This is a genomic window from Streptomyces sp. NPDC059668 (genome assembly GCF_042734135.1).
Lineage (GTDB): Bacteria > Actinomycetota > Actinomycetes > Streptomycetales > Streptomycetaceae > Streptomyces.
Map to the genome: position 1 here is coordinate 1 of NZ_JBHWEL010000059.1, position 22,302 is coordinate 22,302.

Sequence of the window (22,302 nt, forward strand, 5' to 3'; positions counted from 1 at the left end):
GGCAGCCTGACGCTGGCGGACGGGCTTCAGGCCCGCCGGCCGCTCGATCCGCACCACGTTCTTGAGCCGACCCTTCTGGTCCACCGACCCTCGCCTTACCCCTTCCACCGGGACACTGTAGAAGCCGCCGAAGGACCACGCGGTCGCCTGACCGGGGCCTCACTCCCCAGCCAACGCCAGAACCGGGCATACCAGTCCAGAATTTCCTCTGGGACGTCACACAGATGCCTTGTTCGGCGCGGCAGGGTCACCTCACCGATGTGACGATGCTGGCGGGTGCCTCGCCCGGCAGCGCATGGCGCCCCTCGCCGTGCGCGGTCTCTCCTCGTCGGGCCGCGCACGGCATCCGCGCGAAGCCCCCAGCTCGGCTGAGACTGCCGACCGGACAAGCAGTAAAAGCCCGCGCGCAATGGGCGTCCGGCCGCGCCGAGCACATCGACGGCTCACGCCGCGTGCTGCCATTTGGCCGGGACACCCGGGCCGTGCCCGGCCCGTCGTCATCCGCTCTGGAGGGCTGCGCACGGCACCCAGGCACCCGACGCCGCGCGCGGCCTCCCCGCCCGAGCGCAGGCCGCGCACGGACCCCGCCCGCCTGACGCAGACCTGATCCGGCGGAAGCACCCCAGCGACCCCGCGAAGCCGCGCGGACACTCCGGCCCGGCCGGGTGAGCACCCGTCGCTCTCCTTGCTGCTGCGCTGTTGCTGTTCTGCTGTCGTACCCATGCCTCATGCTGTCCCATGCGTTGATAAACCGAGGGAGACGACATGACCGACGACGAACTGATCGCGGCAGTCAGGAAGCAGACTCCCGCCGACAATCTGGCACCGGTCGCTGCCCCCACCGTGGTTGCAGCCGTTGAGGCGGAGGTCGGTCACTCGATGCCCCGTTTCCTCCGCAGGCTCTATGCCGAAGTCTCCAACGGCGGCTTCGGCATCGGCGGCTGGGCGTGCGCCTCGTTGAGCCCGCTTCCTGACCACTACTTCTGTGACGCCGAGGACATCCTCGAGCTCTACCGCGGTTTCACGACTCCCACCCAAGACCTGGATGATGAGACCGCCCCGCAAGGCATCGTTCCGATCATGGACCGCGGCTGCACGATGTGGACTCTTGTCGACTTCCGCACGCCCGACGGCCGCATCTGGGTATGGGATGGGAACGAGTGCTGCCGCAAGCTCTGTCCCACCACCATCCCCTCCGTGCGGGAGTACTTCGCCGAGGGCATTGCGGGTCGACTGGGCGGTCCCAGCCCGCTGCACAGCCAGTTGATAAGGGAGTCTTGCGAGCACTGAGGATCGAGTGGCCGGTGTTTCGAGCTCCGAGCGGAAGCGTCACCTCACGGGGCGTCTCCAGCGCTGCCTCTCCATGGCGGGGACCGCGGCGGCGATTAGCCGCCGTCGCCCTGGTACTGGTACTGCAGCAGGATCGTGCTGCAGTAGGTCAGTTCGGCCGCAAAGACGCATCGAGGGCAGTTCCGTCGGGCGAGAGCAGGCTGATCACCTTGGCGATCTCCCGCGCCGAAAACGGGCGGGGGTCGTGCCGAGATACGTCCTGAAGGCCCGCGAGAACGCGGACTCGGAGGAGTAGCCGACCTGACCGGCTACGGCTGTCACAGTGGCGTCGGTGGTGGTGAGCAGTTCCGCCGCCGCCATCAGCCGAGCCCGGGTGAGGAAGGCGCCGACGGTCGTCCCCGTTTCCCGGGTGAAGTGGCGCAGGAAGGTGGCCCGGGACATGGCAGCCGCGTTGCTGAGCCGTTCGATTGTCCAGTCGGCGGCCGGATCGTTCAGCATGCCCTCGACGGCCGACGCGATGCGGCCGTCGGCCGCCGCGGTCCACAGGGCGGTCCGCGTCGTGTCGCCCCGCGAGGTGCGCAGCACCATCGCCAACAGCACCGTGCACAGAGCGGAGAGGATCGCCGCGGTGCCCTCGCCTTCGCGCCGCGCCTCACCGCGCATCAGGGCGCTGAGCATGCGCAGCACCTCATCGCTCTCGGACGACTGTCCGAAGGAGACATGCACCGGGTCGGGCAGGCTTGCCAACAACAGCGAGCCCGCACCCGCGTCGAACGTGTAGTGCCCGCAGAACAAGTCGATGACGGGCCTTCTGCCGTTCTCGCTGCGCGTGGTCACGAACACCTCGCCGACGCTCTCCGCCGTCCCCGTCAAGGCGGCCCCGCCCCCAGTGATGACCCGGTGCGGAGCACCGCTCGGGATGATCACCACGTCTCCGGGGTGCAGATCGAGCAGGACCGTGCCCACCTGCAGCCGACATTCGCCTTCCAGCAGTACATGGAAGGGTGCCTGCAGCTCGTCGTATGCCGGCACGTCCATCCTGGTACTGGCTCCGAGCAGGCAGCGTTTGTCGAGACCGGCCTCGAGGCGGGCCATGCGTAGCAACCGGCTGACTGAGTCCATGATGAAACTTTCAGGCAGGAAAGCGAGACGATCAAGTCTATTCGTGCCAGCGACGGCGGCCGCAGACTCAAGACATGGAGATCACCACAGCACTCACCGCGGATATTCTGGTCATCGGCTTCGGCAAGGGCGGCAAGACCGCAGCGCGCGTACTCGCCGACGCCGGCCGCCGAGTGGTCCTGATCGAGCAGTCCGAGAACATGTACGGCGGGACCTGCCCGAACGTGGGCTGCGTACCGACCAAAATGCTCGTCCACTACGCGAACACCAAACGCCTCAAGGACGACGCGCAGGAGTTCTTCGCCCATTCGATCGCCGGCGTCCGCACGCTGACCAGCGCCTTCCGCGCCGGCAACTTCGACGCGCTGAACAGCAGAGACACCGCGACGGTCATCACCGGCACAGCCCGGTTCATCGACCCGCACACCGTCGCCGTCGGCGAGGCACCGGACCTCATCACCGTCACCGCCCCCACGATCCTCATCAACACCGGCTCCGAGCCCGTAATCCCCCCGATTCCCGGCCTCGCGAGCAGCCCCCACCTCGTCTCCAGCACGGAACTCACCCGCACACAGAACCTCCCCGAGCGACTCGTCGTCCTGGGAGGCGGATACCTCGGCCTGGAGTTCGCCGGCATCTACCGGCACTTCGGCACCGAAGTCACGGTCCTCGAAGCAGCCGACCGACTCCTGCCGCGAGAGGATGAGGACATCGCCCAGACCGTCGAAGAGATCCTCACCGGCGATGGCATCCGCATCATCACCGGCGCAAAGGTCACCGAGGTCCGCGACCATGGCGCCGTCTCAAAGGTCGTGTACGAGAAGGACGGGCGGACACACACTCTCGAAGCCTCCGCGCTGCTGCCCGCCACCGGGCGCCGACCCGTCACGGACCGGCTCCGGCTCGACGCCGCCGGCGTCCGGACCGCACCGAACGGCGCGATAGACGTGGACGAGCACCTGCGCAGCAGCCAACCGCATATCTACGCACTCGGCGACGTCAACGGCGGCGAGCAGTTCACCTACATCTCCCTGGACGACGCCCGCATCGCCCTGGACCAGCTCCTGGGCGAGGGCAAGCGCACCACGACCGACCGCAGGGCCGTGCCCCACACCTTGTTCATCACACCCCCGCTCGCCACCGTAGGACTGACCGAGACCCAGGCGCGGGCGCGGGGACTCAACATCAAGGTCTCACGGGAGAAGGTCGCGAACATCGTCGCCATGCCCCGCGCCTACACCGTCGAGGAGACCCGCGGCGTCATGAAGTTCGTCGTCGACTCGGACACCGACCTGATCCTCGGAGCCGCCCTGCTCAGCATCGACGCGCAGGAGATCATCAACACCGTCGCGCTGGCCATGCGGCACAACATCACCGCGACGCAGCTCCGCGACTCGATCTACACCCACCCGAGCTCGACCGAAGCCCTCAACGAAGTCTTCGACAAGGTCGCCTCCTGACGCAGCCCAACAGCGCACACGACAGAGATGTACTCCGGCGCGACCGGCAACCAGCCCAGGTCGCATGCCGCGACGCCCTTCACGTGGCTTCGACGCAAGCCCGTGTCGTAGCAGGATGCATGCAACCACCGCCCAAGCATGAGACAAATAGGACAGGCCCAAGGAACTACGGAACCGGGCACACGCCGAGAAAAAGCCCAAGTCGATGAGTGAGAGCCCAGAGCGAGGGGGGAAGCCATCGCCCTCGCTCTCAAGCAGGGAGCGACTCACGCACCGAGTGTCCCGGCCGTCGGCTCAGCCCCCGCGCCCACGAAGGTACGCCTCGAGCCGCGAACTGAACGAGGCCCGCCAGCTGTCACCCTTGCAGAAGAGAAAAGAACCATGCAGCAGAAGAACAAACCCTTCGAACTCGCCGATGTCCAGATGCGCGCACGCGAACTCGCCGACGGCGTATACGCAGTCATGGCGACAGACGTCGACGACACCGACCACACGGCGACCAACGCCGGCTTCATTGTGGGCGATTCGGGAGTGCTGGCGGTCGAATCACTGAGCAACGGCCGTTTGGCGTCCCAGGTCATCGGCGAGGTCCGCAAAGTGACCACGCTGCCCATTCGATTCCTGGTCAACACCAGCTTCCACGGCGATCACTGCTTCGGAAATTTCGCTTTCCCCTCGCAGACGGTGATCATTCATCACGAGGCGACCAAACGTGAGATCGACGAACGCTTCGAGCAGGACCGCGCCTTTATGATCGAATTGCTCGGCGCGGACGCCGGCATCGAAGAAACGGTTGCCCGCTCAGCAGACGTGACGGTTTCCGGGTCGTGCTCCCTGGATCTGGGGGGCAAGCATGTGGACATCGAACACATCGGCTACGCCCAGACCGACGGCGACCTGGTCGTCCGCGTGCGCGAAGACAACATCATCTTCGTCGGGAACATGCTGCAGGCGCCGCCCCCAGCGTTCCCGTGGCTGTTGGAGGGGCGATCCGACGAGGCACTCGTCACCTACCGGCGCCTGTACAAGACCCTCGACGACGACACGCTGATCGTGCCGGGCCACGGCCGGACCATGCGCCGTGCAGACATCGTGCACTCGATCACCTACCTCGAGAAGCTGACCAGCCTGGCACGGGACGCCCGGGACAAGGGGCTCTCGGACGCACAGGTCCGCGAAGCGCTCGCGATGAAGGAATACAGCGACTACAGCATGTACCAATTCATCCACTTCCAGGTCAACATCCCCGCCGTGCTGAACGCGCAATGAAGGCGTGCGGACAGCGCTGTTCCACCGTCCTTTCTGATGCCTTCCAGTGGACAACTAGCGCGATCATCGACCTTTCTGGCGGACAGAGCCTCTGACAGACAACGCGCGAGATGCGACGTTGCCGGCACCGCCATTTCCGACGATCCACCGGCCGGGGCTGCCCGCGCGGCACCACTCAAGGAGGGCGGACTCGAGGTGGTGCTGTGCGCCTTCGCCTTTTGTCGACGCAGTGGTCGGCCCTACGGCGATGGTGCTCGCGGTGGGGTCAGCAGGAGCCTCGTCCTCGTCGGACGAGGAGCAGCCGGTGAGCGCGAGCAGCAGTACGGCCGCAGTGGGACCGTGGTGATGGTGGTGGTGCGAACGTGCCCCCCTGAACGGTGCGGTGTGGAGTGATCATCCTGGCGAAGGCCAGAAGAGCCAACCCCCATTTGCGGTCCTCCTCCAGAGGTCCTCGGTGATGGTCATGGCCGGGTGAGGCAGGGCTGGCATCCGGCACCTCTGTATCGGTGCTCTCCGGTAGACATACACACCGCAGCTGCTTTGGGATCGGTGACGGTCCGGCGCGGGCCGGCGTTTCGGCTGTGCCGTGTGCCGGGCAGAACGCCCTGCTCGTCGCGATGACAGGCCCTTGGGGCCTTTGGTTGCTGAAGTGACGGTTCCGCCAATGCTGTGCGAACGGGCGGGTAACGACGCGTGTCGGTATGAGGCTGAGCGGGACGGGGCGGTTTGTTCCGGGGGACGCACGGTGTAAGTAGTGAGTTCCGCGCCCGTCCCGGGCAGATGCGCGCGTAGGGGGGAATGCCGTGGTGCGCTATGTTCACTTTCAGTTGGCGGCGGTTGTTGAGGCGGGGCTTGCCATGGTGGTCGCCGCGCCAGTGGTCTTCGGCGTGCGTGGCCTGCCGAAAGCCGACGGCGGCGAGTGGCGCCTTCCTGCGGGCGCATTTGTGCTCTGGAGCCTCTTTGCTCTGCTGGCGGTTTCGACCCGGTCGGGCTGGCTGGGCGGCGGCAGGCGCGATTTTGAGAGCGTGGTCCCCCTGACCGACCCCGAGGCGGTACTCCCCGGTACGTGTGAGTCGATGCGCCGCAGCTTCGACGGAATCTTCGTCGCCAACGTCGCGCTGTTCTCACTGGTTATCGGCCTGTTCTACGACCCGTGGGCCGTCGGTTGGGCGGTCATCTTGGTACCGGAGCGGATCGTCAAGGGCGTGTACGCGTTCTTCTGGGAGCGGCGTCACGGTGTGCTCCTGTGGCGTGGAAGAGTCGAGGAACAGCCCCTGGGCAAAGGCCAGTTCCTCTATTCCTCGCCTCGCGTCCTGGCGCCTGGGTGAGGACCTGCCGAACCACCACTGACTTCCCGCATCTCCTGCACTCAATGGCGTCCGAACGGACGGCCAAAGGCACATGCCGGTACAGGGGCGAGGCGGGCGGCCGGTTTGTCCGGGGACGCACGGTGTGCATAGCGGGTTCCGCGCGGACGGGCGCGGGCAGAGGGGGGAATATCGTGGTGCGCTACGTTCATCTTCAATTGGCGACGGTCGTCGAAGTGGCGGTTGCCATGACTGTCATTGCGCCTGTGGTCCTCGTCGTGCACGGGCTGCCGCAGGACAACTATGCACTTCCCGCTATGTGCGTCATCGGAGCCAGCGCACTGTTCGGCCTGCTGGCAGTTTTGACCCGGTCGGGCTGGCTGGGCGGTGAGAAGCGCGACTTCGAGAACGCGGTCCCCCTGGCCGATCCCGAGGCGATCCCCACCTCGCAGGAGTCCCTGCGCAGAAGCTTCGACGGGCCCTTCGTTGTCGTCGTTGCTGTGCCGACGCTGGTTTTCGGGCTGATCTGGGGTCCCTGGGGTATGACCTGGGCGCTCTTCCTTGTACCGGAGCGGATCGTCAAGGGCGTGTACATATACTTCTGGGAGCGGCACCGCGGTGTGCTCCTGTGGCGTGGAAGGGTCGAGGAACAGCCCCTGGAAAAGGGCCAGTTCCTCTACTCTTCGCCGCGGATCGCAGTACCTGGGTGAGTTTGCTCTGCCCTGCCGGACCATCGCTGACTTCCGGCATCTCCTGCACCTTCCCCGCCGCCCTGGAACGCAAAGAGCAGCGGACGCTGCTGCGCCATGGATCCGCCGTATGACCAGCGAGTCTCTACGCGGAAGCGGCCGACGAGCTCCCGCAGTCGCGTCCTCCGCCTGCACGGCCTCTTCAAGGATCAAGCGGTCACAGACCACTCTCCCGCCTTGCGCACCTCGATACCTCCGTTGGGTTGGGTACCAGGGTCCTTCGGCGTTCCCGGCCCGGGGTTCTGGCTTCAACGGAAGCTACGAGTGGGCGCAGCGGTTCATGCGCGAAGTCCGGCGAGGCCTGCCGCCGACAATCGAGACGCTCGTCCCGCCGGCGGCAGGCCAGTGCAATGACTTCCCGCACGCAGCTACGCAGATCGCCACTCGTCAGTGATCTTGGCGATCTTCGTGTGGCGGAGTTTCTCCGCGGCCGACAAAGGACAAATCTCCGGGCAGCGACAGACGTTGAGTGGCTCGCGGTTTGGTACGGAGGTCGGAACCGCGCGTCATGAGTCGGTTGCCCGTCCCGTATGCCACCATCCATAGCGGTGCCCTGTCCAACCCGGGGCTCTTCCTGCTGTGCGTAGCTGTCGACCCACTCCGCTCTGGACGGCTGCGCACGGCCCATGACTCACCTGGCCTGGCTCACCCGCAGCGGAAGACGGCCCTGGCTGAGGTCAGGCCGTGAGGGTGCTGCTTCGGCTCAGCGGGCGATCCACGTTTTGATCTCGGCGGCGATGCTTCGTACGTCCAGGCCGTCGGCGCTGACGCGGGCCGCGAGGCTGGCGGCTTGTTTGGGTTGGACGTCCAAGATCTCGCCGCTGACCGAGAGGTAGGAGGCGGCGACGACCGCGCTGAACAATTCGTTGGAGTGGTAAAGGGCCGGGCAGCGGATGAGCTGGTGCATGAGCGCCCCTGCCCGGTGGTGAGACTCGGTGTAGACGAGCGTGTCCATGACTGTGTCGGAGTGCCTTGCGGCCGCGGCCGCGAGTGTGCCGAAGTCGGAGACGTCCGGGTCTCCGGGGATGTGCCGGTGCGCAAGGTCGAGGAGCCAGGCGCGGTCGATGCGGACGATCACGCGGTGGCCGCCGGCCCACGGTTGGCGACCGGGCTCCCGAACTCTTCCGTGAAAGCGTCCCCGAAGGCGTCTGCGAAGTGCGCGCCTGCGTGGAGGAAGCGGTGTCGCAGGTCGTTGGACTCGTCGGCGAGTACCTGCTTGGCGTACTCCTGCACGGACAGGCCCGCGGCCTCGGCGCGCTCTGCGATTCCGGCGTGGATCTCGTCGGGCACGCGTACATTGATCTGCTTCATGCGACGATTGTAGCGACCTGTACAGGACGCTACTAGCGTCTTGGGCCACGACGGTTTCAGTGCCGCCCGAGCCGTCCACTGGTGTAGACCCGGGCGTCTTCTGCCGCCCAGGTTGGAACGGCAGCGCCAGCGGAACCTCACGTCACGCCGTGCTGCTGATGAACGCCCCCGGCCACCGGTGTGGCGCCGACCTCGTGGATCGTGGCCGCTTCCTGTTCCCTATCCCCGGCGCCGCAGGCGGCTTGTCGTCGCCAGTCGCCATCGGTATCGCCCTGGTCAGCGGTGCCGTGCTGGCTCCCGCCGGCAACGCCGCCACCCCGGCCGCGGCGACCGCCACCACGCCGAGCCCAGTGCCATCGGCAACGTGCGGCTATGGCGCGCTCACGGCCGCCCTGCCTCCGGAAGGCCTCTCTTCTTAGAAGGAGCAAAGCCCTCCATGTCGGGCCCTTGCGGTCCGCCACGGGCACCTGGCAGCCGGAATCGGCAAGATCTTTTGAGGCGCACCGTCGGTTTGCCATCTGATTGTCCGCGGTCTGCTGGACGGGTAATTTGTGTCAGTTCGGGGTACGCGGTGCCTATGATCGCCGAAATGCACGTCACGTTGGCTTCTTCCTCAACGGGTGCTCTATGGCTGACGCTGCTCGGCGTCGTTCTGGTCGCACTCTTGGTAGCGGCATTTGTCGTCGGCAGTCGGCGCGCCGCCCAGCGCCGGGTGAGCACCTCCACGTCTGCGGGTGCCCAGGCGCGCAGAGATTTGGCTAACCCGGCACAGCGTGGTGCAGGGTGGAGCACTCTCGACGACGATCCCGAGCAGGGTCATCACCGCAGCTGAGCTACGCGCCAGAGATCCATACAGTGGTGTCCGCGGACAGTTCTGCCAATGCGCCGCTCGATGGAGGAATGGTCTGGCAACTCAGGGCGTGACGATTCCGCAGATTTCCTGCGTGCGAGGGCGTCACGCCCGCAGCCTCAAAGAGGTATGCGTTTGAAAGCGGCTCGCGAGTAACTAAGGCGTACGACGCGGCAACTAGCGGTGTCGCACGCCCGCTTCCTCGCCGTACTCGCCGAGGATCACCACGTCGAGTACCGCGCCCGCGAACACTTTCACGGCGCGCAGTGCGTTGCCGAGGAGGTGGCGGTGGTGGCCCAGGGAGAGAGCGGTCGCGCCGAGGGCGGCGGAACCGACGAACGGACCTGTCGTGAAAATGGCTGCTCTCATGTATCCATCATGAGAGCTAATGCCCCATATGGCGTCGGTCCAAGGACTGAGCTTCGACACTCCTTTGCCGCATCTTCGGGATCGGAGGGATGAGGGGTTGGGGGTCTGCGGCTGTATCCGTCCGCGTGCCGCCATGTCAGAGTGCTCGGGAGCGTTTGATCAGTGCTCTGAGCGGGCCGACAGTCTAGGCATCGGATACCGCTGAGTGGGAGCGCCGGATCAGGGGCCGACTCGCTGGGACCACAGGTACGTGCCCTCTGGTGGGGTGAACCTGGCCGGCACGCGGAGCGGGCACTTGCGCCAGACCACGGTTGTCGGCGAAGGGCCGGTCCCAATACTGCGGCAGTTCGTTCAAAGCCGTCCCCGGCGGTCGCGGTGAGCCAAGCGACTCTGCAATTTCGGCAGGGCACCAGTGCGTCGCCAACGTAGGGCAGCTCTGGCAGCATTTGCCCCGGGTGCGCCATGGACGCCTCCGCCCGGGTGGGCGGAGGCGGAAGCGAGGTAGAGGCCGGGGATGGGGGTCTCCGGGCGGCCGGTGCCGGGGAGCGGGCGAAGTGCCAGTTGCTGATGCAAGGCCGTGGTCCCACCGTTGATGGCACCCCCATGGAGGTTGGCGTTCAGGCTCTCCAGGGTGGGCGGGGCGAGAATACGGCGAGCCTTGATGAGGTCTCGGAAGCCGGGGGCGTAGCGCTCGACCTGTTCCTCGATGCGGTGCGCCATCGACTCCTGCTCTCGGACGTCCCATGTTCCGGTCAGTCCATCGTCGCCGGCGTCGCCCCGCACCTTTTGTGGTACATGCGTGTAGGCCCAAGCGGACTCGGTACCCAGCGGTGAGCGCCTGGGGTCGGCGGTGGTCATCTGGCCGAAGAGTGCGAAGGGTTCGTCGGGAACGAGGCCCATGGCGATCTGTGCGGCGAAGCGGGTGAGGCCGTCCACACCCTCGGCGAGGTGAACGGTCCCTGCTTGAGTGGCTTCAGGGCAGGTCCAGGGCACCGGCCCGTTGAGTGCCCAGTCGACTTTGAAGGTGGAGAAGTCCCACTGGAAGCGCTTCAGGTCGCGGAGCAGTTGCCCGGGGAGGTGCGGTTCGCCCACCAGGGAGCCGTACAGAGCCGGCGCGGAGACATCGGCCAGGACCGCTCTGCGGGCAGGGACCGCATCACCGTCCCGAGTGCGGACGCCGACGGCCCGTCCACCGCGGATGACGACCTCGGTGACCTGTTCCCCACAGCGGACGATGCCGCCCCGGCGCGCCAGGCGGCGGACGAGAGCGGAGGTGAGCGCCCCGGAGCCTCCGGCGGGAACGGGAAATCCATAGGTCTGGCCGAGCATGGACATGAGCCAGCCGAAGCCACCACTGCCGGACGCCTCCGGTGCGAGGTCTGCGTGGAGGGCGTTGCCCGCGAGCAGAAGCCGACCGCCTTCGCCGCGAAACCTCTCCTCGCCCAGACGCCGCACCGGCAGAAGCATGGTCCTGGCCAGCCGCAGCCCACCGGCCCCACGCAGTTGCAGCGCCAACCGCGCACCCGCACGAAGTGGCGGGAAGGGGGTGAACAGTGCGGTGAGGATGCTGCTGCGCACGGTTTCCCAGACCTCGCACAGTTCCTTCCATGCCTCCCCGTCGCCGACGGCGAACGTCTCCAGATTCGCGGCAGTTTCCTCCAGGTCACGACTGAGAATCGCGCAGCGGCCGTCCAGGAAGGGATGAGCGAGCACCTTCGGGGCGTGGCTCCAGGTCAGCCCCTCGCGCTCCAGCTTCAGGCGGGCCAGGACCGGAGATGCGGCAGCGAGGGGATAGAAGGAGCTGAAGAGGTCGCTGGTGAAATCAGGGTCGACGCCGCGGTCGTCTCGAACCGCCCCTCCGGGCTTGTCCTGGGCTTCCAGGACCTCCACGCTCCAGCCGGCGTCGGCCAGGAGGTTCGCCGCGACCAGCCCATTGGGTCCCGCCCCGATCACTACTGCATCAGGCATGACGTGCTCCCGGCTTGGTGGTTGGCGTCGCCTTCAGAGACTGTCTGCGGCCCCCGACATTCGTTCAGCCGCCTCGGGGCCGCGGTTGCGCGGTGAGGGGGCGGCGCTTCCGGTCGCCTCGCAGAGATGGGCAAGACGGGCCAGCATTACGCGGTGCCGCACTTGTTGCACTGCGTCCAGGAGACCGTTGTGGAGAGCGCCGCCCGCCCCGCGCAACGGGTGCTCGTCGAAAATCAGCAGAGTGTGCTCGCCCCACGGCCGTAGTTCGATCGCGATCCTTGCTGTCCCCAAGTAGCCGCTGTCCGCTTCGAGTTCGAGAACCGATGCCGGCTCGCTGCGGCGTACGACGGTCTGGTTATCCAAGGTGAGCGGACCGATTTTGATGTGGTAGCGGAGGGTAGCCCCCAGCTGGGGCCACTGTCCCTCGCCCGGTTCGACCCGTGAGGTTCCGACGACCCAGTCTCCATACCGTTCGACGTCGGAGAGAACCTCCCACACGTCCTCGGGAGATTTCCTGATCAGCCGATGGCGTACGGCCATGTCTTCCTCCGACGTCTGAAGTGTCGCGCCGCTCCCTGGGTTTTCCACGCTAGGCCCCGGTGCGGACTCCTGCGCGAGGACAACGGGCCGAAGGGGGGAGCCGTACGTGCATAGGCCGCCCTACATACAGGACACCGGACTGTTCCCAGGAGTGGAGATGTCCTGCCTCCCGCAGGGCACGCTTGCGGGTGCGAAATGGTGCGGGCGCCGTCACGGTGGTAGGTGAGGGGCACAGCATGGGAGGCAAACATGGCGAAGGATCATGGGCCCTCGAGGAAGCGAGACCCGTCCAAGGGCGACAAGGTCACCTGGAACAGCCACGGCAGCACGGCCTCGGGCACCGTCGAAAAGAAGATCACCAGGCGGACGGAGGCTGCGGGCCGGACCGTGGACGCCTCGCCGGACGAGCCGCAGTACGAGGTACGCAGTGACACGTCAGGACGCACCGCTGTGCACAAGCCATCCGCGCTGAAGAAGAAGAGCACGTAGTCCCCTGGCTCGACATGCCCCGGCACGAGAGCGTCTTCCGCCCCGGCGGACGTTTCAACACTGAGGCGGGGTGGCGGGCCGGGCCGGCGGTGCCGGCGGACGGGCCTCCCAGTCCGCGCGGCCACCTGCCCCCAGGACACCTGTGCTGCTGTGCAGTTCCGCGGCCGGCAGAGCGGCGAGGGAGCGTCGGGCGATGCGGGAGACGAGCAGGGGGAGCAGAGGGCGCAGAGGCTGCACCAGACGCAACCAGGGCGGTGCGTAGATGCTGGTGGCGCGACGTTCGATTCCGCGGGTCAGCCAGGCAGCGACCTGGTCGGGGGTGTGGACCCGGCGGATGGGCGCAGGCTGGTGGGCACGCAAGGCGCGCAGTACGGGGTGGTCGTCGCGGGCGCCGATCATGTCGGTGCCGGTCCAGTGGAGATAGGCGATGCCTACACCGATGCCGGCAGGTCGCAGTTCGATACGCAGGGCCTGTGCGAAGGACTCCGCTCCCGCTTTGGAAGCGCAGTAGGCGCTCATCAGGGGCGACGAACCGAAGGCGGCGGTTGAGGCGATCTGTAGAAAGTAGCCGCGGGTCTTCAGCAGCTGGCGCAGGAATACGCGGGCTGTGTTTGCGCTGCCGATGAGATTGACATCGATGACCCGGTTGAAAAGTGCTGCCTCGCTGGCAGCGAACGGGCCCGCAGCAGCGATCCCGGCATTCGCCACCACCACCGAAGCAGGCCCCAGCCGCGCCTCGGAATCGCGCGCCGCACCCTGCATGGCGGCGTCGTCGGTGACGTCCACCTCGAAACAGCAGGTGTCGGTGGGGAGACTGCGCGCCACACGCCGCAGGGACTCCAGCTCACGTCCGATCAACGCCACCCGCATCCCCCGGCGTGCGAGATTGCGGGCCGTTGCTGCTCCCACACCCCGCGCCGCCCCGGTAACCACTGCCACCCGCCCGCACGGCCGACTCTGTCTCACTGCTTCCTCCTGCTGGCCGCGTTACACCGTCCGGCCAGTCGATCACGCACTTCCTTCCTCCACCCGCCGTGAACTTCCCACTGGGTGATACGACTGCGTGCCCGAAAAGATCGGCCCTCCACCGGCGCAACCACTCATTCGGCAGGCCACCAACGGCCAGGGCTACTGATGAGCGCGGCGTCGCTGCGAACGCGACCCGGTCCTTTGAGTCGGGGCCCTCCAGAGCCCCGACAGGGGGACCACTCTGATCACGATAGGGGCGGATCGGGCACGCCTCGCAGCAAGTCGGCGAAGAAAATATTCGTGGCGGCTTCTGAGAGTTTTTGTGGCGGCTTCCGCGGAGAGAGGGGCTGCCGAGATCGACCTCGAAGGCGAGGTGTCCAACTCAGAATGTGCAGACCACAGTGCCGGTCGCCCTTCAGCACCTGAGGTGACCGAATGCCTAGGTTCAAAAGCCAGGCACTCGCTGTGTCGTCCCCCTGCTCGGTAGCAGTACGCGGTACGCGAAACGGCGCCCGCAGGCACCTGATGCCCACCATTGACAAACTTTGCATCATTGCCGTGAGCGGAAGCGAGCGAGACGACACCTGCCCGGCAGACTACGATGCGGCTGCCGGGACGAGGGCGCTATGCACGACTACTTGGGGCGGATCGCGTCCTTGGCCTTCTCCTTGGCCGCGCGCAGGTCGCCTTTAGACTCTTGCGTGCGCCCGCTGGCGGCCATGGACTCGTTGCCCAGTGCGTCTCCGACCACCTTCTTGACCTTGCCTTTGGCTCGTTCACCCTTGGCTTTGGCCTTCTGGTTGGCAGCCATAGCTCTCACGCCCTGTCTCGTTGGAGAGGGATCAAACCTGGACTTACTCCAGGTTACCCCTTGATGTGGGGAGCTTCACGGAAATCGCAAGATATAGGTGACACTGGGGTAAGAGGATCTTAGTTGGCGACGACATTCCTTCCGGGCGGGCACCATCGGCAGCGCGGCGGAACGGCCGTTCAGATAAGGGTGGGGGACCGGGCTGAGGCGCCGATCGGGGTCTACGAGGCCCGGTCGGACGTCGGCCAGACGTAGGGAAGATCGTCGGGGACGTCGGGGAAGAACGGTGTGTAGATCTCCGGTGCCTTGCGCACCAGAGCTGACTGGTGGCTGAGGTGGAAGGCGGGCTCGCCCAGCCAGGGCGGCAGCTCGCCCTCCTCGTCGAGCTGTTCCTGCATCCGTACGGGGGCGCCGGGCCGGTACAGGCCGAACTCGGTGGCAAGCGTGGCCGCGCAGGTGTCTGCGCGCTCTTCCGCCGTCCACATAGCGCAGACGTCCAGGCCGTAGCGAACCAGAGCCTCCTCGTAGCCGATCCACATGCGTACCGCAGGATGGTCCCGCCGTCCGTAGCCCGGCACGGTTAGGCCCCTCAGTACCTGCAGGGCTTCGACTCGCTGCTTCCCCAGCCGCGTCTGATCCAGGACTGCGGCGGACTGCATGAAGTCGGGGTAGGGGAGAAGGGTCTGCACACGGGGATGCCTACCGCGGCTGCTCCGCCCTCAGACACTTGCGTGCATTCAGCAGAAGGTGCGATCGAGCACCCAGTGATGGATCCCGGGCTGGGTGGCATCGAGCTGACCTCGCTCTGATGATCATGGAGGCGGATGTCACGGGGCGTCGGCTCAGGCAGCAATGGCTCGACGATCTGCCTCTTCAGCCGAGACACAGGACTGTGACGGTCGGCCGCCCGGTGCGGCGTGGGGTCGTCAGCGGCGCCGGAGACTGCCCCTGGAGAAGCGAGGTGACGGCCACTGCGTCCCACCCCGTCGCTCTACTCGGCACGACGTGCCTTGTGCTTGCCCACGTGCAGGATCGCGTGCGTGGGGAGACGGGTCAACCCGGTGGACTCGCGTGCGTGGGCCACCGGCCCGTGACTCAACGCCTGGAGCGCAGGGGCGGGAAGTCCGTCATCCGTCAACGTGAGGGCGACGTGGAGTTGGGGGCCCGAAACCTTGCCGGTGAGGTGAGCGTCGGCCCGCTCGACGTCGGACAGTGCGCGCGCCTCGGAGGCCACGGCGTCACCGAGGGCTCGCCCTCGTAGTTCGACGCTCTCGGGTGGAGGCGTGCCACCCAGGTGCACTGCGCCGGGGCGGTGTCGCAGCTGGGCGAGAAGCCAGGTGAGAGCCAGGATTGCTGCCAGGGCCAGGACGGCGATGACGGCGGCCCACCACCACCAACCCTGGTCGCTCCAGCGGACGCGGTCAGCGTTGCTGAGGAGGACGTCGTGGGTGGTGACCGCGGGCCATCCAGCGGGCGGGCTTATCTGAAGCCGGTGGTAGAGGTTGAATCCGGCAGTAAGGATCAGTAGACCGCCTCCCAGCAGTAGCACGCCGCACAGGCCCAGAAGGAGACGGTTGACGGTGGATCGACCGTTCATGGTGCGCTCCCGGTGCAAGTCAGCGAGTGTGATGGCGCAGTCGGATCGTGACCCGTGGGGTGTGGGCCAGCGCGAGCTGTCGGCACTCCTTCTGCAGGGCCTGAGATAGGTCGTCGCGAACGGTGACCCTGTCGCGGAATCCGACCTCAGCGCGGGCGATGACTCGATGGCGTCCGACTCGAACCCTTGCACGGCGGATGCCGGGGACCCGCATAGCCGCATCCCGCAGAACAAGGGCGGCGCTCTTGCGATCCAGCCATGCCCCCAGCTCAAAGGAATCCGTGGGTGCCCGCAGGGGCAGAAGCCGGCGCAGCCCGGGCGTGACGGCGAGGACGAGCAGCCACAAGCCGAGGACGACAGCGACGGCGCCGGTGGCGAGCAGCCAGGGGTCGTCCACCGGCCGGGTGGTCGCCTCTTCGACGAGACGGGTTCGCCACGCACCTGCCCGTTGTCCGGCGCGCACCGCGATCACGTCGTAGAGCAGTGCGCCGAGAACGAGAAACACAACGAGAGCGACCACAGCCGCCGGGATGCGGCGGGCGGACCACAACCGGGGTGATCTCGCCCCCTGGCCCTCGCGGGGCGAGGGTTCTGCCAGGAGGGCGTCGCTGTCGGGGCGGCCTCGGCCTGCTCCGGTCGGCTTCTCTGTCGAGGCGGTCCGGTGTGAGACTGTCATGGTGTCCGACCTCCGTCATCGGTCGGTGATGGTTTGCCGCGGCTGTTCCGGTGCAGGCGCCGACTATGGCGCCCGGGCGGTTGGGGCTCAGCGGACGCGAACCGGCAGCCCCGGGACGACAAGGCGCCGCACTGTCAGCATCACTTCGCTGATGTCTAGACCAGTCAGGTGGGCCACCTGTTCGCTGATCTCGTGTTGCAGCTGCCTGCATGTGCCGGTGATATCCGTGGGATACGGGAGGTCCACCGTCAGCGCCAGTCGTGCCGTTCCCTCGTGTGTGGTCGCGTGGGCTCTGGGTGCGGCCAGGTCTGCAGCTGCGTACTTCGGGCCGGTGATCCGGTGGAGGGCTGTGCGGGCCGCTCGTGAGGCGATGCGGGCTACGACGCGATCAGGTATCACCGTCGCGCCCCGTTCTTGAGCCGGTGGTGTGGATCGGTGTGCGTCATCCCTATGTCCGGCGCCTTCGGCCGCAGGAGGTTCGTCGGTACGGGGGGCGGCGCTCACCGTTGCCGCCGGCTGAATATGTCGACGTCGCCCTGCAGGACGAGGCCCAGGACCAGACCCGCCGCGCCCAAGACCGCGACGAGGAGGAAGGCCCAGAAGCCGCCGAAGTAGCCTGCGAATCCCAGCGCCATTCCGGCTGCCAGCCCCACTGTCGCTGTGTTCATCGTTTGCTCACCAGTCCTTCGAGGGTGTTCAGCTGCTGTCGGCGGGTCCGACCCGCGACCGGAGGTCATTGGACACGGCCTTCGCTCGGCTCGGCATCGTCTTCGTCGGGCAGGTTCACGTCGTCGACCACCAAGTTCACCTCGACCACCTCGAGGCCTGTCATGCGTTCCACCGCGGAGATGACATTGACGCGTACTTCTGAGGCCACCTCGACGATGGGGAAGCCGTACTCGACGACAACGTCGATGTCCAGCGCCGCCTGACGCTCACCGACCTCGACCTTGACCCCGCGGCTGACACCACCTGACCCTGTGCCGGGGACGCGCTCACGGACAGCTCCGATGGCGCGAGTCATGCCCGCCCCAAGGCTGTGGATACCGGGTACTTCGCGGGCGGACATGCCCGCGATCTTGGCTACGACGCCGTCGGCAATAGTGGTCTGGCCCCGGGTTTCAGGTGAGGTGCCGGCACCGGTTGGACCCTTCAGCATGGTCGCGGATTCCGCAGTGCCGTCCTGCCCTGAAGAGGGACGGTCGGGGCTGTCCGTCATGGCAGTCACCTCGCTCAGTCGATGCGGGCGCCGACGCGGTGCCCGTCACAAGGTTCGACACACCCGGACCGCCATTCGTCACATATATGCATGAAGCGGCTTTTCGACGCGCGAGGTGGGCACTCGTACCAGAGCAGAGAGGAGGTGCAGGCGTGCCACACAGCACCAGCTCTCCCTGGCGCCAGGCCGCCCGTGGCGCCCCCTCTGCCGGGCTTCCTACCTCCGATACGTCCGACGAACTGCTGTCCGCTTCGGATGAGCTGCTGGCGACCCGCGCCGGCGAGGGCGACGAGCAGGCCTTCACCATCCTGATGCGGCGCCACAGCCATTCCCTGCTCGCACTGGCCCTCCACACGCTCGGGAATCTCCCGGACGCCGAGGATGCGGTGCAAGACGCTTTCATCAGCGCATGGAGGCGTCTGCCCGAGTTCCGTCACGCCTGTGCATTCAGCACCTGGATGTACCGCATCACCGTCAACCGCTGTCTGAATTCCCTGCGACGCCGTCCCGGACCGGTACCGTTGAACACAGTGGCCGAACCCGCTGCCGGCGCGGGCAGCTCGCCCGGGCAGGTGGCTGAGGAGGATGCCCTCGCCGCCGCTCTGGCCGAGGCCCTGGGCAACCTCGAACCCCGTCAACGGGTCTGTTGGGTCCTGCGGGAACTGCAGGGACTGTCCTACGAGCAGATCGCCCACGTAACGGGTACCAGCGAGCAGACGGTGCGGGGAAGGCTGTACCGGGCTCGCCGGTCACTGAAGGAGATGATGGCCTCGTGGCGCTAGACGACCACCACGTTCCTCCTCAGCCCATCGCCCGCCTCTCCGGGATGTCCGAAGATTTGCCCCGCGGCGGGAAACGCCAGCATGACGAGCCTGGGGACGCTGGTTCCACCGCCGGCGGCCATGCTGCCGCCTGCCCCGACGACTACGACTCCGTAGCCGACCCGGCCATGGACATCGCGACGTGGCTTCTGCGGGGCCGGAAGCCGCCGAGCACGCAGCGTCTCATCGACCGCGTCTCGAGCGTCGTCCGTGACGAGGCGTGGCTGGGGCCGTGGTTGCCCTTGGACGACCGTACGGGCACGCTGCGGATCACCGAGCACGCCGCGTCCGTCGCCCTGAGGCATGCGGCGGACGCCGTACCCGGCGTCACCGCCGCCAGTTGCCGTCTGGCCCGTGCCGATCAGGCCACCGGCATGCACGTGAGTATGACTCTGACCGCTGGTCTGGATCGGCCGTTGCCTGAGACGGCAAGACTGGTGCGCCGCTCTGTAGTGGATGCCTCGGGATACGCCCTGGGTATCGCGGTGACAGCCGTCGATATCACGGTGATCGACGCGTACCGCCCGGGCGCATAGCCGAACACCCCCGACGGGCCGAGCGCACTCGCGAACGGATTCGCTGATCCGCTTGGCGGCGGCCGCTCGCCCAGCACGTCGCCGGTGCCGCCCCCACTTTCGATGTCCTGTCATGGGTCGCGAGCGACGACATCGCGGACCGTTCCATGCGTCCGTCTGGTCTCCTCGACGTGCGCGATGCCCGAGATTGACCAGACTTGTAAACATGGCAGAAGAACGTCGGCCGCGCGCCGGGAAAGCCTCGACGGCAGCCACTCGCCGCCCGCCACCGGTGAGGGGTGCCGGTCAAGCCGCGCGGGCAGCCTGCCAGAGCCTGGAGGGGCTGATCGGCCACCCCACGGAGGGCGTATCAGCGGTGAAGCGTGTCGAAGAAGGCTGGTGTGTCGTCGTGGACGTCCTCGAGCTGCCACGGATTCCGGACACGACAAGTCTTCTCGCCTCGTACGAGGTGCAGATCGACCAGGACGGCGAACTCTTGGAGTACAGCAGGATCCGCCGCTATCGGCGTGGATCCGCCGATGAGTGACCCGGATTCTGCCGACAACCGGAAGGACAACCTATGCCTGCGACCACCTACTCCGACGAGGTTGTGGCGTGCCCACCGCGCGCCGGCACGTTGTACGACGTGCTGGAACTCATTCTCGATCGGGGCATGGTGATCGACGTCTTCGTCCGGGTCTCCCTGGTCGGCATCGAGATTCTCAAGATCGACGCACGCATCGTCATCGCAAGTGTGGACACCTATCTGCGATTCGCCGAGGCCTGCAACCGGCTTGACCTGGAACGGGACTCCGGCAGCACCACCGTCCCGGAACTTCTCAGCGGCAGCGCCGCGAAGTCCATCGGCAAGCGCAAGGTCCGCAAGGCTGCCGAGAGCGTCGGCGATACCGTCCGCAAGGCGGTCGGCCTGGGGGACGACTCCGACGAACACGACGAGGACGAGGACGAGGAAGAACAGCAAGAGCGGCCGAGGAAGCGGCGTGCACCTGCTCGTGGCGGCTCGAGCCGCCGACCGGTGAGGGCATGAGCCGTGACAGCCGACGGGGTGTACGTGTACGCGATCACCGCGGCCGGAAGGCCGTTGCCGACTGATGCGCGCGGTGTGGGAAACCCCGCCGCGTATCTGCGCACGATCCGGCAGGGCGGGATCGCGGCCGTTGTCAGCGACGCTCCTGCGAACCTTCGTGCCAGGCGGCGCGACCTCCTGGCACATCAGGAGCTTCTGCTGCGCCTGTCGGACCGAGGCCCGGTCCTGCCGATGCGATTCGGGATGGTGGCGCCGGACGAAGAGACGGTGCGCGGTCAACTGGCAGCCCGGGAGACGGACCACATGACGGTACTGGAGCATCTCACCGACGCGGTCGAAGTCAACGTCAAGGCATTCCCGGCACAGAACGCGCTGGCGAGTCTCGTCGCGGAGGACAAGACTGTCCGCCGGCTGCGGGACGAGGCACGCCGACGGCCAGGTTACGAAGCCAACGTCCGACTCGGTGCAGCCGTCTCGACCGCGCTGCAGAGCAGGGCCGCCGAAGCCGGCCGGCGAGTACTGCGCGAACTCACACCCGAGGCGCGCGGTACAGCCCCGGGACCGGACGTCCAAGGGTGCGTTCTCAACGTGTCGTTCCTCGTCGGCCGCGGTAAAAGCGACGAATTCATGAGCGCTGCAGAGAAATTTGCCAAATTGCACCGTGAACGCGTCGAGTTGCGTCTCGCAGGCCCGTTGCCCTGTTACAGCTTCGTCTCCGTCGAGACCATCCGCGTTCGGACCGCAGGAGTCTGACATGGGGTTGATCACCGGAATTCTCACACTCCCCATCGCTCCGGTCCGCGGCGTCGTCTGGGTGGCAGAAAAACTCAACGACGCGGCGGAGCGCGAACTGCACGACCCAGGGGTGCTCCGTGCGCAGCTGGCAATCCTGAACCGGGAGTTCGAGGAGGGGGACATCAGCTTGGAGGAGTTCGAACGAGAAGAGGAACGGCTGCTTGACCGGCTCTATGCCGCACGGGTCGCTCCCGCACCGCACGATCGAAGGGGACACGCTCATGAATGAGAAGGAAAAAGTGACGCTTGCAGCCGCCGTAGTGGGCGGCTACGTGCTGGGGCGAACGAAGAAGGGGCGGCTGGCGCTGTCCATCGCGACCTACCTGGCGGGCCGGCGATTCGGCCTTGAACCTCGCCAGATCGCAGCCGAGGGGATGCGAAGGCTGGGGGAGATCCCCCAGTTCGCCGAACTGCAGGAGCAGTTGCGCGGAGAAGTCCTCGAAGCAGGGCGCAAGGCGGTGGCTGCCGCCGCCGACCGGGGGATGAGCACGCTCGCGGACGCCATCAGCGACCGCACGGCACGCCTCGGTGAGTTCGCGGGCCAGGACGAAGAAGACGAGGAGGAGTACGCGCCGGACGACGAGGACGGGGAGGACGAGGAGGAGCAGCCCGAAGCCGAGTACGAAGACGACGAGGAGGAGTACGAGGAGGAAGAGGAGCCGGAGGCCGAGTACGAAGAAGAGGGTGCGGAGGACGAGGAAGAGGAGGAAGAAGAGGAGGAGGAAGAGCCGGAAGAAGAGCCGGAAGAAGAGCCGGAAGAGGCTCCGCGGCCTCGACACCGTCGGAGTGCGCCCCGGTCCCGCGGCGGTTCCGCGCCGACGCCCGCCAAGAAGGCCACTTCCGGCCGCGCGGAGAAGGGCCGCTCGGCCAAGGCCTCGCCGCGAAAGTCCGTGCCGGCCAAGAAGTCCGCCCCGGCGAAGAAGGCAGCGGCGAAGAAGTCCGCGCCCGCGAAGAAGTCCGCCCCGGCGAAGAAGGTAGCGGCGAAGAAGTCCGCGCCGGCCAAGAAGTCCGCCCCGGCGAAGAAGGCAGCGGCGAAGAAGTCCGCGCCCGCGAAGAAGACCGCGGCCAGGAAGACGACGTCGTCGAAGCGAGCGGCATCCAAGCGTGCCGATCGGCGGAGGTAGGCA

At 66.9% G+C, this 22,302-nt stretch carries 28 protein-coding genes; 15 read left to right on the forward strand and 13 right to left on the reverse strand.

All coding sequences use genetic code 11. The features are described 5' to 3' along the window. Positions 1-765: 765 nt before the first annotated feature. Entirely contained in the window at positions 766-1,290 is a 525-nt protein-coding gene (locus tag ACFV2J_RS31520; protein WP_385083479.1) for an SMI1/KNR4 family protein, read from the forward strand. A gap of 204 nt (positions 1,291-1,494) precedes the next feature. On the opposite strand, the gene ACFV2J_RS31525 is transcribed toward ACFV2J_RS31520, so the two are convergent. Next, entirely contained in the window at positions 1,495-2,412 is a 918-nt protein-coding gene (locus tag ACFV2J_RS31525) for a cupin domain-containing protein (protein ID WP_385083480.1), read from the reverse strand. 74 nt (positions 2,413-2,486) lie between these two features. Between ACFV2J_RS31525 and ACFV2J_RS31530 the strand changes: the two genes are divergently transcribed. The 4 genes from ACFV2J_RS31530 (at position 2,487) to ACFV2J_RS31545 (ending at position 7,158) form a co-directional block, all read left to right on the forward strand. After that, a complete protein-coding gene (locus ACFV2J_RS31530; protein WP_385083481.1) occupies positions 2,487-3,872 on the forward strand; it encodes a dihydrolipoyl dehydrogenase family protein in 1,386 nt (461 codons plus the stop codon). A gap of 381 nt (positions 3,873-4,253) precedes the next feature. Beyond that, entirely contained in the window at positions 4,254-5,141 is an 888-nt protein-coding gene (locus tag ACFV2J_RS31535; RefSeq protein WP_385083482.1) for an MBL fold metallo-hydrolase, read from the forward strand. A gap of 803 nt (positions 5,142-5,944) precedes the next feature. Beyond that, entirely contained in the window at positions 5,945-6,469 is a 525-nt protein-coding gene (locus ACFV2J_RS31540; protein WP_385083483.1) for a hypothetical protein, read from the forward strand. 173 nt (positions 6,470-6,642) lie between these two features. Next, complete coding sequence (locus ACFV2J_RS31545; RefSeq protein ID WP_385083484.1) at positions 6,643-7,158, forward strand: hypothetical protein; 516 nt, start codon at positions 6,643-6,645, stop codon at positions 7,156-7,158. 742 nt (positions 7,159-7,900) lie between these two features. On the opposite strand, the gene ACFV2J_RS31550 is transcribed toward ACFV2J_RS31545, so the two are convergent. Then, positions 7,901-8,275, reverse strand: coding sequence for a fic family toxin-antitoxin system, toxin component (locus ACFV2J_RS31550; RefSeq protein WP_385083485.1), 375 nt, complete (start codon positions 8,273-8,275; stop codon positions 7,901-7,903). After that, positions 8,272-8,508 carry a plasmid mobilization protein gene (locus ACFV2J_RS31555; RefSeq protein WP_385083486.1) on the reverse strand — a complete coding sequence of 79 codons (237 nt, stop codon included), beginning with the start codon at positions 8,506-8,508 and terminating at the stop codon, positions 8,272-8,274. The genes ACFV2J_RS31550 and ACFV2J_RS31555 overlap by 4 nt, the downstream gene beginning before the upstream one ends. Positions 8,509-8,657: 149 nt before the next feature. Between ACFV2J_RS31555 and ACFV2J_RS31560 the strand changes: the two genes are divergently transcribed. Together ACFV2J_RS31560 and ACFV2J_RS31565 are read left to right on the forward strand one after the other, a co-directional pair. Further along, complete coding sequence (locus tag ACFV2J_RS31560) at positions 8,658-8,927, forward strand: hypothetical protein (protein WP_385083487.1); 270 nt, start codon at positions 8,658-8,660, stop codon at positions 8,925-8,927. 158 nt (positions 8,928-9,085) lie between these two features. Further along, complete coding sequence (locus tag ACFV2J_RS31565) at positions 9,086-9,340, forward strand: hypothetical protein (RefSeq protein WP_385083488.1); 255 nt, start codon at positions 9,086-9,088, stop codon at positions 9,338-9,340. A gap of 195 nt (positions 9,341-9,535) precedes the next feature. On the opposite strand, the gene ACFV2J_RS31570 is transcribed toward ACFV2J_RS31565, so the two are convergent. The 3 genes from ACFV2J_RS31570 to ACFV2J_RS31580 form a co-directional block, all read right to left on the reverse strand. Next, the gene (locus tag ACFV2J_RS31570; RefSeq protein ID WP_385083489.1) at positions 9,536-9,727 is read right to left on the reverse strand and encodes a hypothetical protein; all 192 of its coding nucleotides are present in this window, start codon (positions 9,725-9,727) and stop codon (positions 9,536-9,538) included. A 351-nt stretch (positions 9,728-10,078) separates the two neighbouring features. Further along, positions 10,079-11,695 (reverse strand): phytoene desaturase family protein, encoded by a 1,617-nt coding sequence (locus tag ACFV2J_RS31575; protein ID WP_385083490.1) that lies wholly within the window; start codon positions 11,693-11,695, stop codon positions 10,079-10,081. 33 nt (positions 11,696-11,728) lie between these two features. Continuing rightward, complete coding sequence (locus ACFV2J_RS31580) at positions 11,729-12,235, reverse strand: SRPBCC family protein (protein WP_385083491.1); 507 nt, start codon at positions 12,233-12,235, stop codon at positions 11,729-11,731. Between the two features lie 249 nt (positions 12,236-12,484). Here ACFV2J_RS31580 and ACFV2J_RS31585 point away from each other — a divergent pair, with 249 nt between their 5' ends. Further along, a complete protein-coding gene (locus ACFV2J_RS31585; RefSeq protein WP_385083492.1) occupies positions 12,485-12,724 on the forward strand; it encodes a DUF2945 domain-containing protein in 240 nt (79 codons plus the stop codon). A gap of 54 nt (positions 12,725-12,778) precedes the next feature. On the opposite strand, the gene ACFV2J_RS31590 is transcribed toward ACFV2J_RS31585, so the two are convergent. The 7 genes from ACFV2J_RS31590 to ACFV2J_RS31620 all read right to left on the reverse strand — a co-directional run bounded on the left by ACFV2J_RS31590 (position 12,779) and on the right by ACFV2J_RS31620 (position 17,996). Then, positions 12,779-13,690 carry an SDR family oxidoreductase gene (locus ACFV2J_RS31590; protein WP_385083493.1) on the reverse strand — a complete coding sequence of 304 codons (912 nt, stop codon included), beginning with the start codon at positions 13,688-13,690 and terminating at the stop codon, positions 12,779-12,781. Between the two features lie 637 nt (positions 13,691-14,327). Beyond that, on the reverse strand, positions 14,328-14,504 hold the full coding sequence (locus ACFV2J_RS31595) for a CsbD family protein (protein WP_385083494.1): 177 nt from the start codon (positions 14,502-14,504) through the stop codon (positions 14,328-14,330). A gap of 221 nt (positions 14,505-14,725) precedes the next feature. Continuing rightward, positions 14,726-15,193, reverse strand: coding sequence for an MSMEG_6728 family protein (locus ACFV2J_RS31600; RefSeq protein ID WP_385083495.1), 468 nt, complete (start codon positions 15,191-15,193; stop codon positions 14,726-14,728). A 302-nt stretch (positions 15,194-15,495) separates the two neighbouring features. After that, positions 15,496-16,101, reverse strand: coding sequence for an alkaline shock response membrane anchor protein AmaP (locus ACFV2J_RS31605; RefSeq protein WP_385083496.1), 606 nt, complete (start codon positions 16,099-16,101; stop codon positions 15,496-15,498). Between the two features lie 19 nt (positions 16,102-16,120). Next, positions 16,121-16,621 (reverse strand): DUF6286 domain-containing protein, encoded by a 501-nt coding sequence (locus ACFV2J_RS31610; RefSeq protein ID WP_385441830.1) that lies wholly within the window; start codon positions 16,619-16,621, stop codon positions 16,121-16,123. Positions 16,622-17,277: 656 nt separating this feature from the next. Further along, on the reverse strand, positions 17,278-17,445 hold the full coding sequence (locus ACFV2J_RS31615; RefSeq protein WP_381925164.1) for a hypothetical protein: 168 nt from the start codon (positions 17,443-17,445) through the stop codon (positions 17,278-17,280). 65 nt (positions 17,446-17,510) lie between these two features. After that, positions 17,511-17,996: an Asp23/Gls24 family envelope stress response protein gene (locus ACFV2J_RS31620; protein WP_385441833.1), complete on the reverse strand. Its 486-nt coding sequence runs from the start codon at positions 17,994-17,996 to the stop codon at positions 17,511-17,513. A 239-nt stretch (positions 17,997-18,235) separates the two neighbouring features. Here ACFV2J_RS31620 and ACFV2J_RS31625 point away from each other — a divergent pair, with 239 nt between their 5' ends. The 7 genes from ACFV2J_RS31625 to ACFV2J_RS31655 all read left to right on the forward strand — a co-directional run bounded on the left by ACFV2J_RS31625 (position 18,236) and on the right by ACFV2J_RS31655 (position 22,299). Continuing rightward, the gene (locus tag ACFV2J_RS31625; protein WP_385083514.1) at positions 18,236-18,778 is read left to right on the forward strand and encodes an RNA polymerase sigma factor; all 543 of its coding nucleotides are present in this window, start codon (positions 18,236-18,238) and stop codon (positions 18,776-18,778) included. Next, on the forward strand, positions 18,769-19,353 hold the full coding sequence (locus ACFV2J_RS31630) for an Asp23/Gls24 family envelope stress response protein (RefSeq protein ID WP_385083499.1): 585 nt from the start codon (positions 18,769-18,771) through the stop codon (positions 19,351-19,353). The genes ACFV2J_RS31625 and ACFV2J_RS31630 overlap by 10 nt, the downstream gene beginning before the upstream one ends. A 205-nt stretch (positions 19,354-19,558) precedes the next feature. After that, a complete protein-coding gene (locus tag ACFV2J_RS31635) occupies positions 19,559-19,879 on the forward strand; it encodes a gas vesicle protein (RefSeq protein WP_385083500.1) in 321 nt (106 codons plus the stop codon). 33 nt (positions 19,880-19,912) lie between these two features. Next, positions 19,913-20,380: a gas vesicle protein GvpJ gene (gene gvpJ / locus ACFV2J_RS31640; protein ID WP_385441837.1), complete on the forward strand. Its 468-nt coding sequence runs from the start codon at positions 19,913-19,915 to the stop codon at positions 20,378-20,380. Between the two features lie 3 nt (positions 20,381-20,383). Further along, on the forward strand, positions 20,384-21,133 hold the full coding sequence (locus ACFV2J_RS31645) for a GvpL/GvpF family gas vesicle protein (protein ID WP_385083502.1): 750 nt from the start codon (positions 20,384-20,386) through the stop codon (positions 21,131-21,133). Position 21,134: 1 nt separating this feature from the next. Beyond that, positions 21,135-21,404, forward strand: a complete 270-nt coding sequence (locus tag ACFV2J_RS31650) for a gas vesicle protein GvpG (RefSeq protein ID WP_385083503.1) — start codon at positions 21,135-21,137, stop codon at positions 21,402-21,404. Further along, positions 21,397-22,299, forward strand: a complete 903-nt coding sequence (locus ACFV2J_RS31655) for a histone protein (RefSeq protein ID WP_385441841.1) — start codon at positions 21,397-21,399, stop codon at positions 22,297-22,299. The genes ACFV2J_RS31650 and ACFV2J_RS31655 overlap by 8 nt, the downstream gene beginning before the upstream one ends. Positions 22,300-22,302 lie beyond the last annotated feature (3 nt).

Coding starts and splice junctions, on each gene's coding strand:
- ACFV2J_RS31655 (WP_385441841.1), top strand. CDS start 21,397: ATGAATGAGAAGGAAAAAGTGACGCTTGCAGCCGCCGTAGTGGGCGGC.
- ACFV2J_RS31565 (WP_385083488.1), top strand. CDS start 9,086: ATGATCGCCGAAATGCACGTCACGTTGGCTTCTTCCTCAACGGGTGCT.
- ACFV2J_RS31575 (WP_385083490.1), bottom strand. CDS start 11,695: ATGCCTGATGCAGTAGTGATCGGGGCGGGACCCAATGGGCTGGTCGCG.
- ACFV2J_RS31525 (WP_385083480.1), bottom strand. CDS start 2,412: ATGGACTCAGTCAGCCGGTTGCTACGCATGGCCCGCCTCGAGGCCGGT.
- ACFV2J_RS31580 (WP_385083491.1), bottom strand. CDS start 12,235: ATGGCCGTACGCCATCGGCTGATCAGGAAATCTCCCGAGGACGTGTGG.
- ACFV2J_RS31535 (WP_385083482.1), top strand. CDS start 4,254: ATGCAGCAGAAGAACAAACCCTTCGAACTCGCCGATGTCCAGATGCGC.
- ACFV2J_RS31605 (WP_385083496.1), bottom strand. CDS start 16,101: ATGAACGGTCGATCCACCGTCAACCGTCTCCTTCTGGGCCTGTGCGGC.
- ACFV2J_RS31520 (WP_385083479.1), top strand. CDS start 766: ATGACCGACGACGAACTGATCGCGGCAGTCAGGAAGCAGACTCCCGCC.
- ACFV2J_RS31530 (WP_385083481.1), top strand. CDS start 2,487: ATGGAGATCACCACAGCACTCACCGCGGATATTCTGGTCATCGGCTTC.
- ACFV2J_RS31615 (WP_381925164.1), bottom strand. CDS start 17,445: ATGAACACAGCGACAGTGGGGCTGGCAGCCGGAATGGCGCTGGGATTC.
- ACFV2J_RS31650 (WP_385083503.1), top strand. CDS start 21,135: ATGGGGTTGATCACCGGAATTCTCACACTCCCCATCGCTCCGGTCCGC.
- ACFV2J_RS31595 (WP_385083494.1), bottom strand. CDS start 14,504: ATGGCTGCCAACCAGAAGGCCAAAGCCAAGGGTGAACGAGCCAAAGGC.
- ACFV2J_RS31620 (WP_385441833.1), bottom strand. CDS start 17,996: ATGACGGACAGCCCCGACCGTCCCTCTTCAGGGCAGGACGGCACTGCG.
- ACFV2J_RS31570 (WP_385083489.1), bottom strand. CDS start 9,727: ATGAGAGCAGCCATTTTCACGACAGGTCCGTTCGTCGGTTCCGCCGCC.
- gvpJ (WP_385441837.1), top strand. CDS start 19,913: ATGCCTGCGACCACCTACTCCGACGAGGTTGTGGCGTGCCCACCGCGC.
- ACFV2J_RS31585 (WP_385083492.1), top strand. CDS start 12,485: ATGGCGAAGGATCATGGGCCCTCGAGGAAGCGAGACCCGTCCAAGGGC.
- ACFV2J_RS31555 (WP_385083486.1), bottom strand. CDS start 8,508: ATGAAGCAGATCAATGTACGCGTGCCCGACGAGATCCACGCCGGAATC.
- ACFV2J_RS31635 (WP_385083500.1), top strand. CDS start 19,559: ATGGCAGAAGAACGTCGGCCGCGCGCCGGGAAAGCCTCGACGGCAGCC.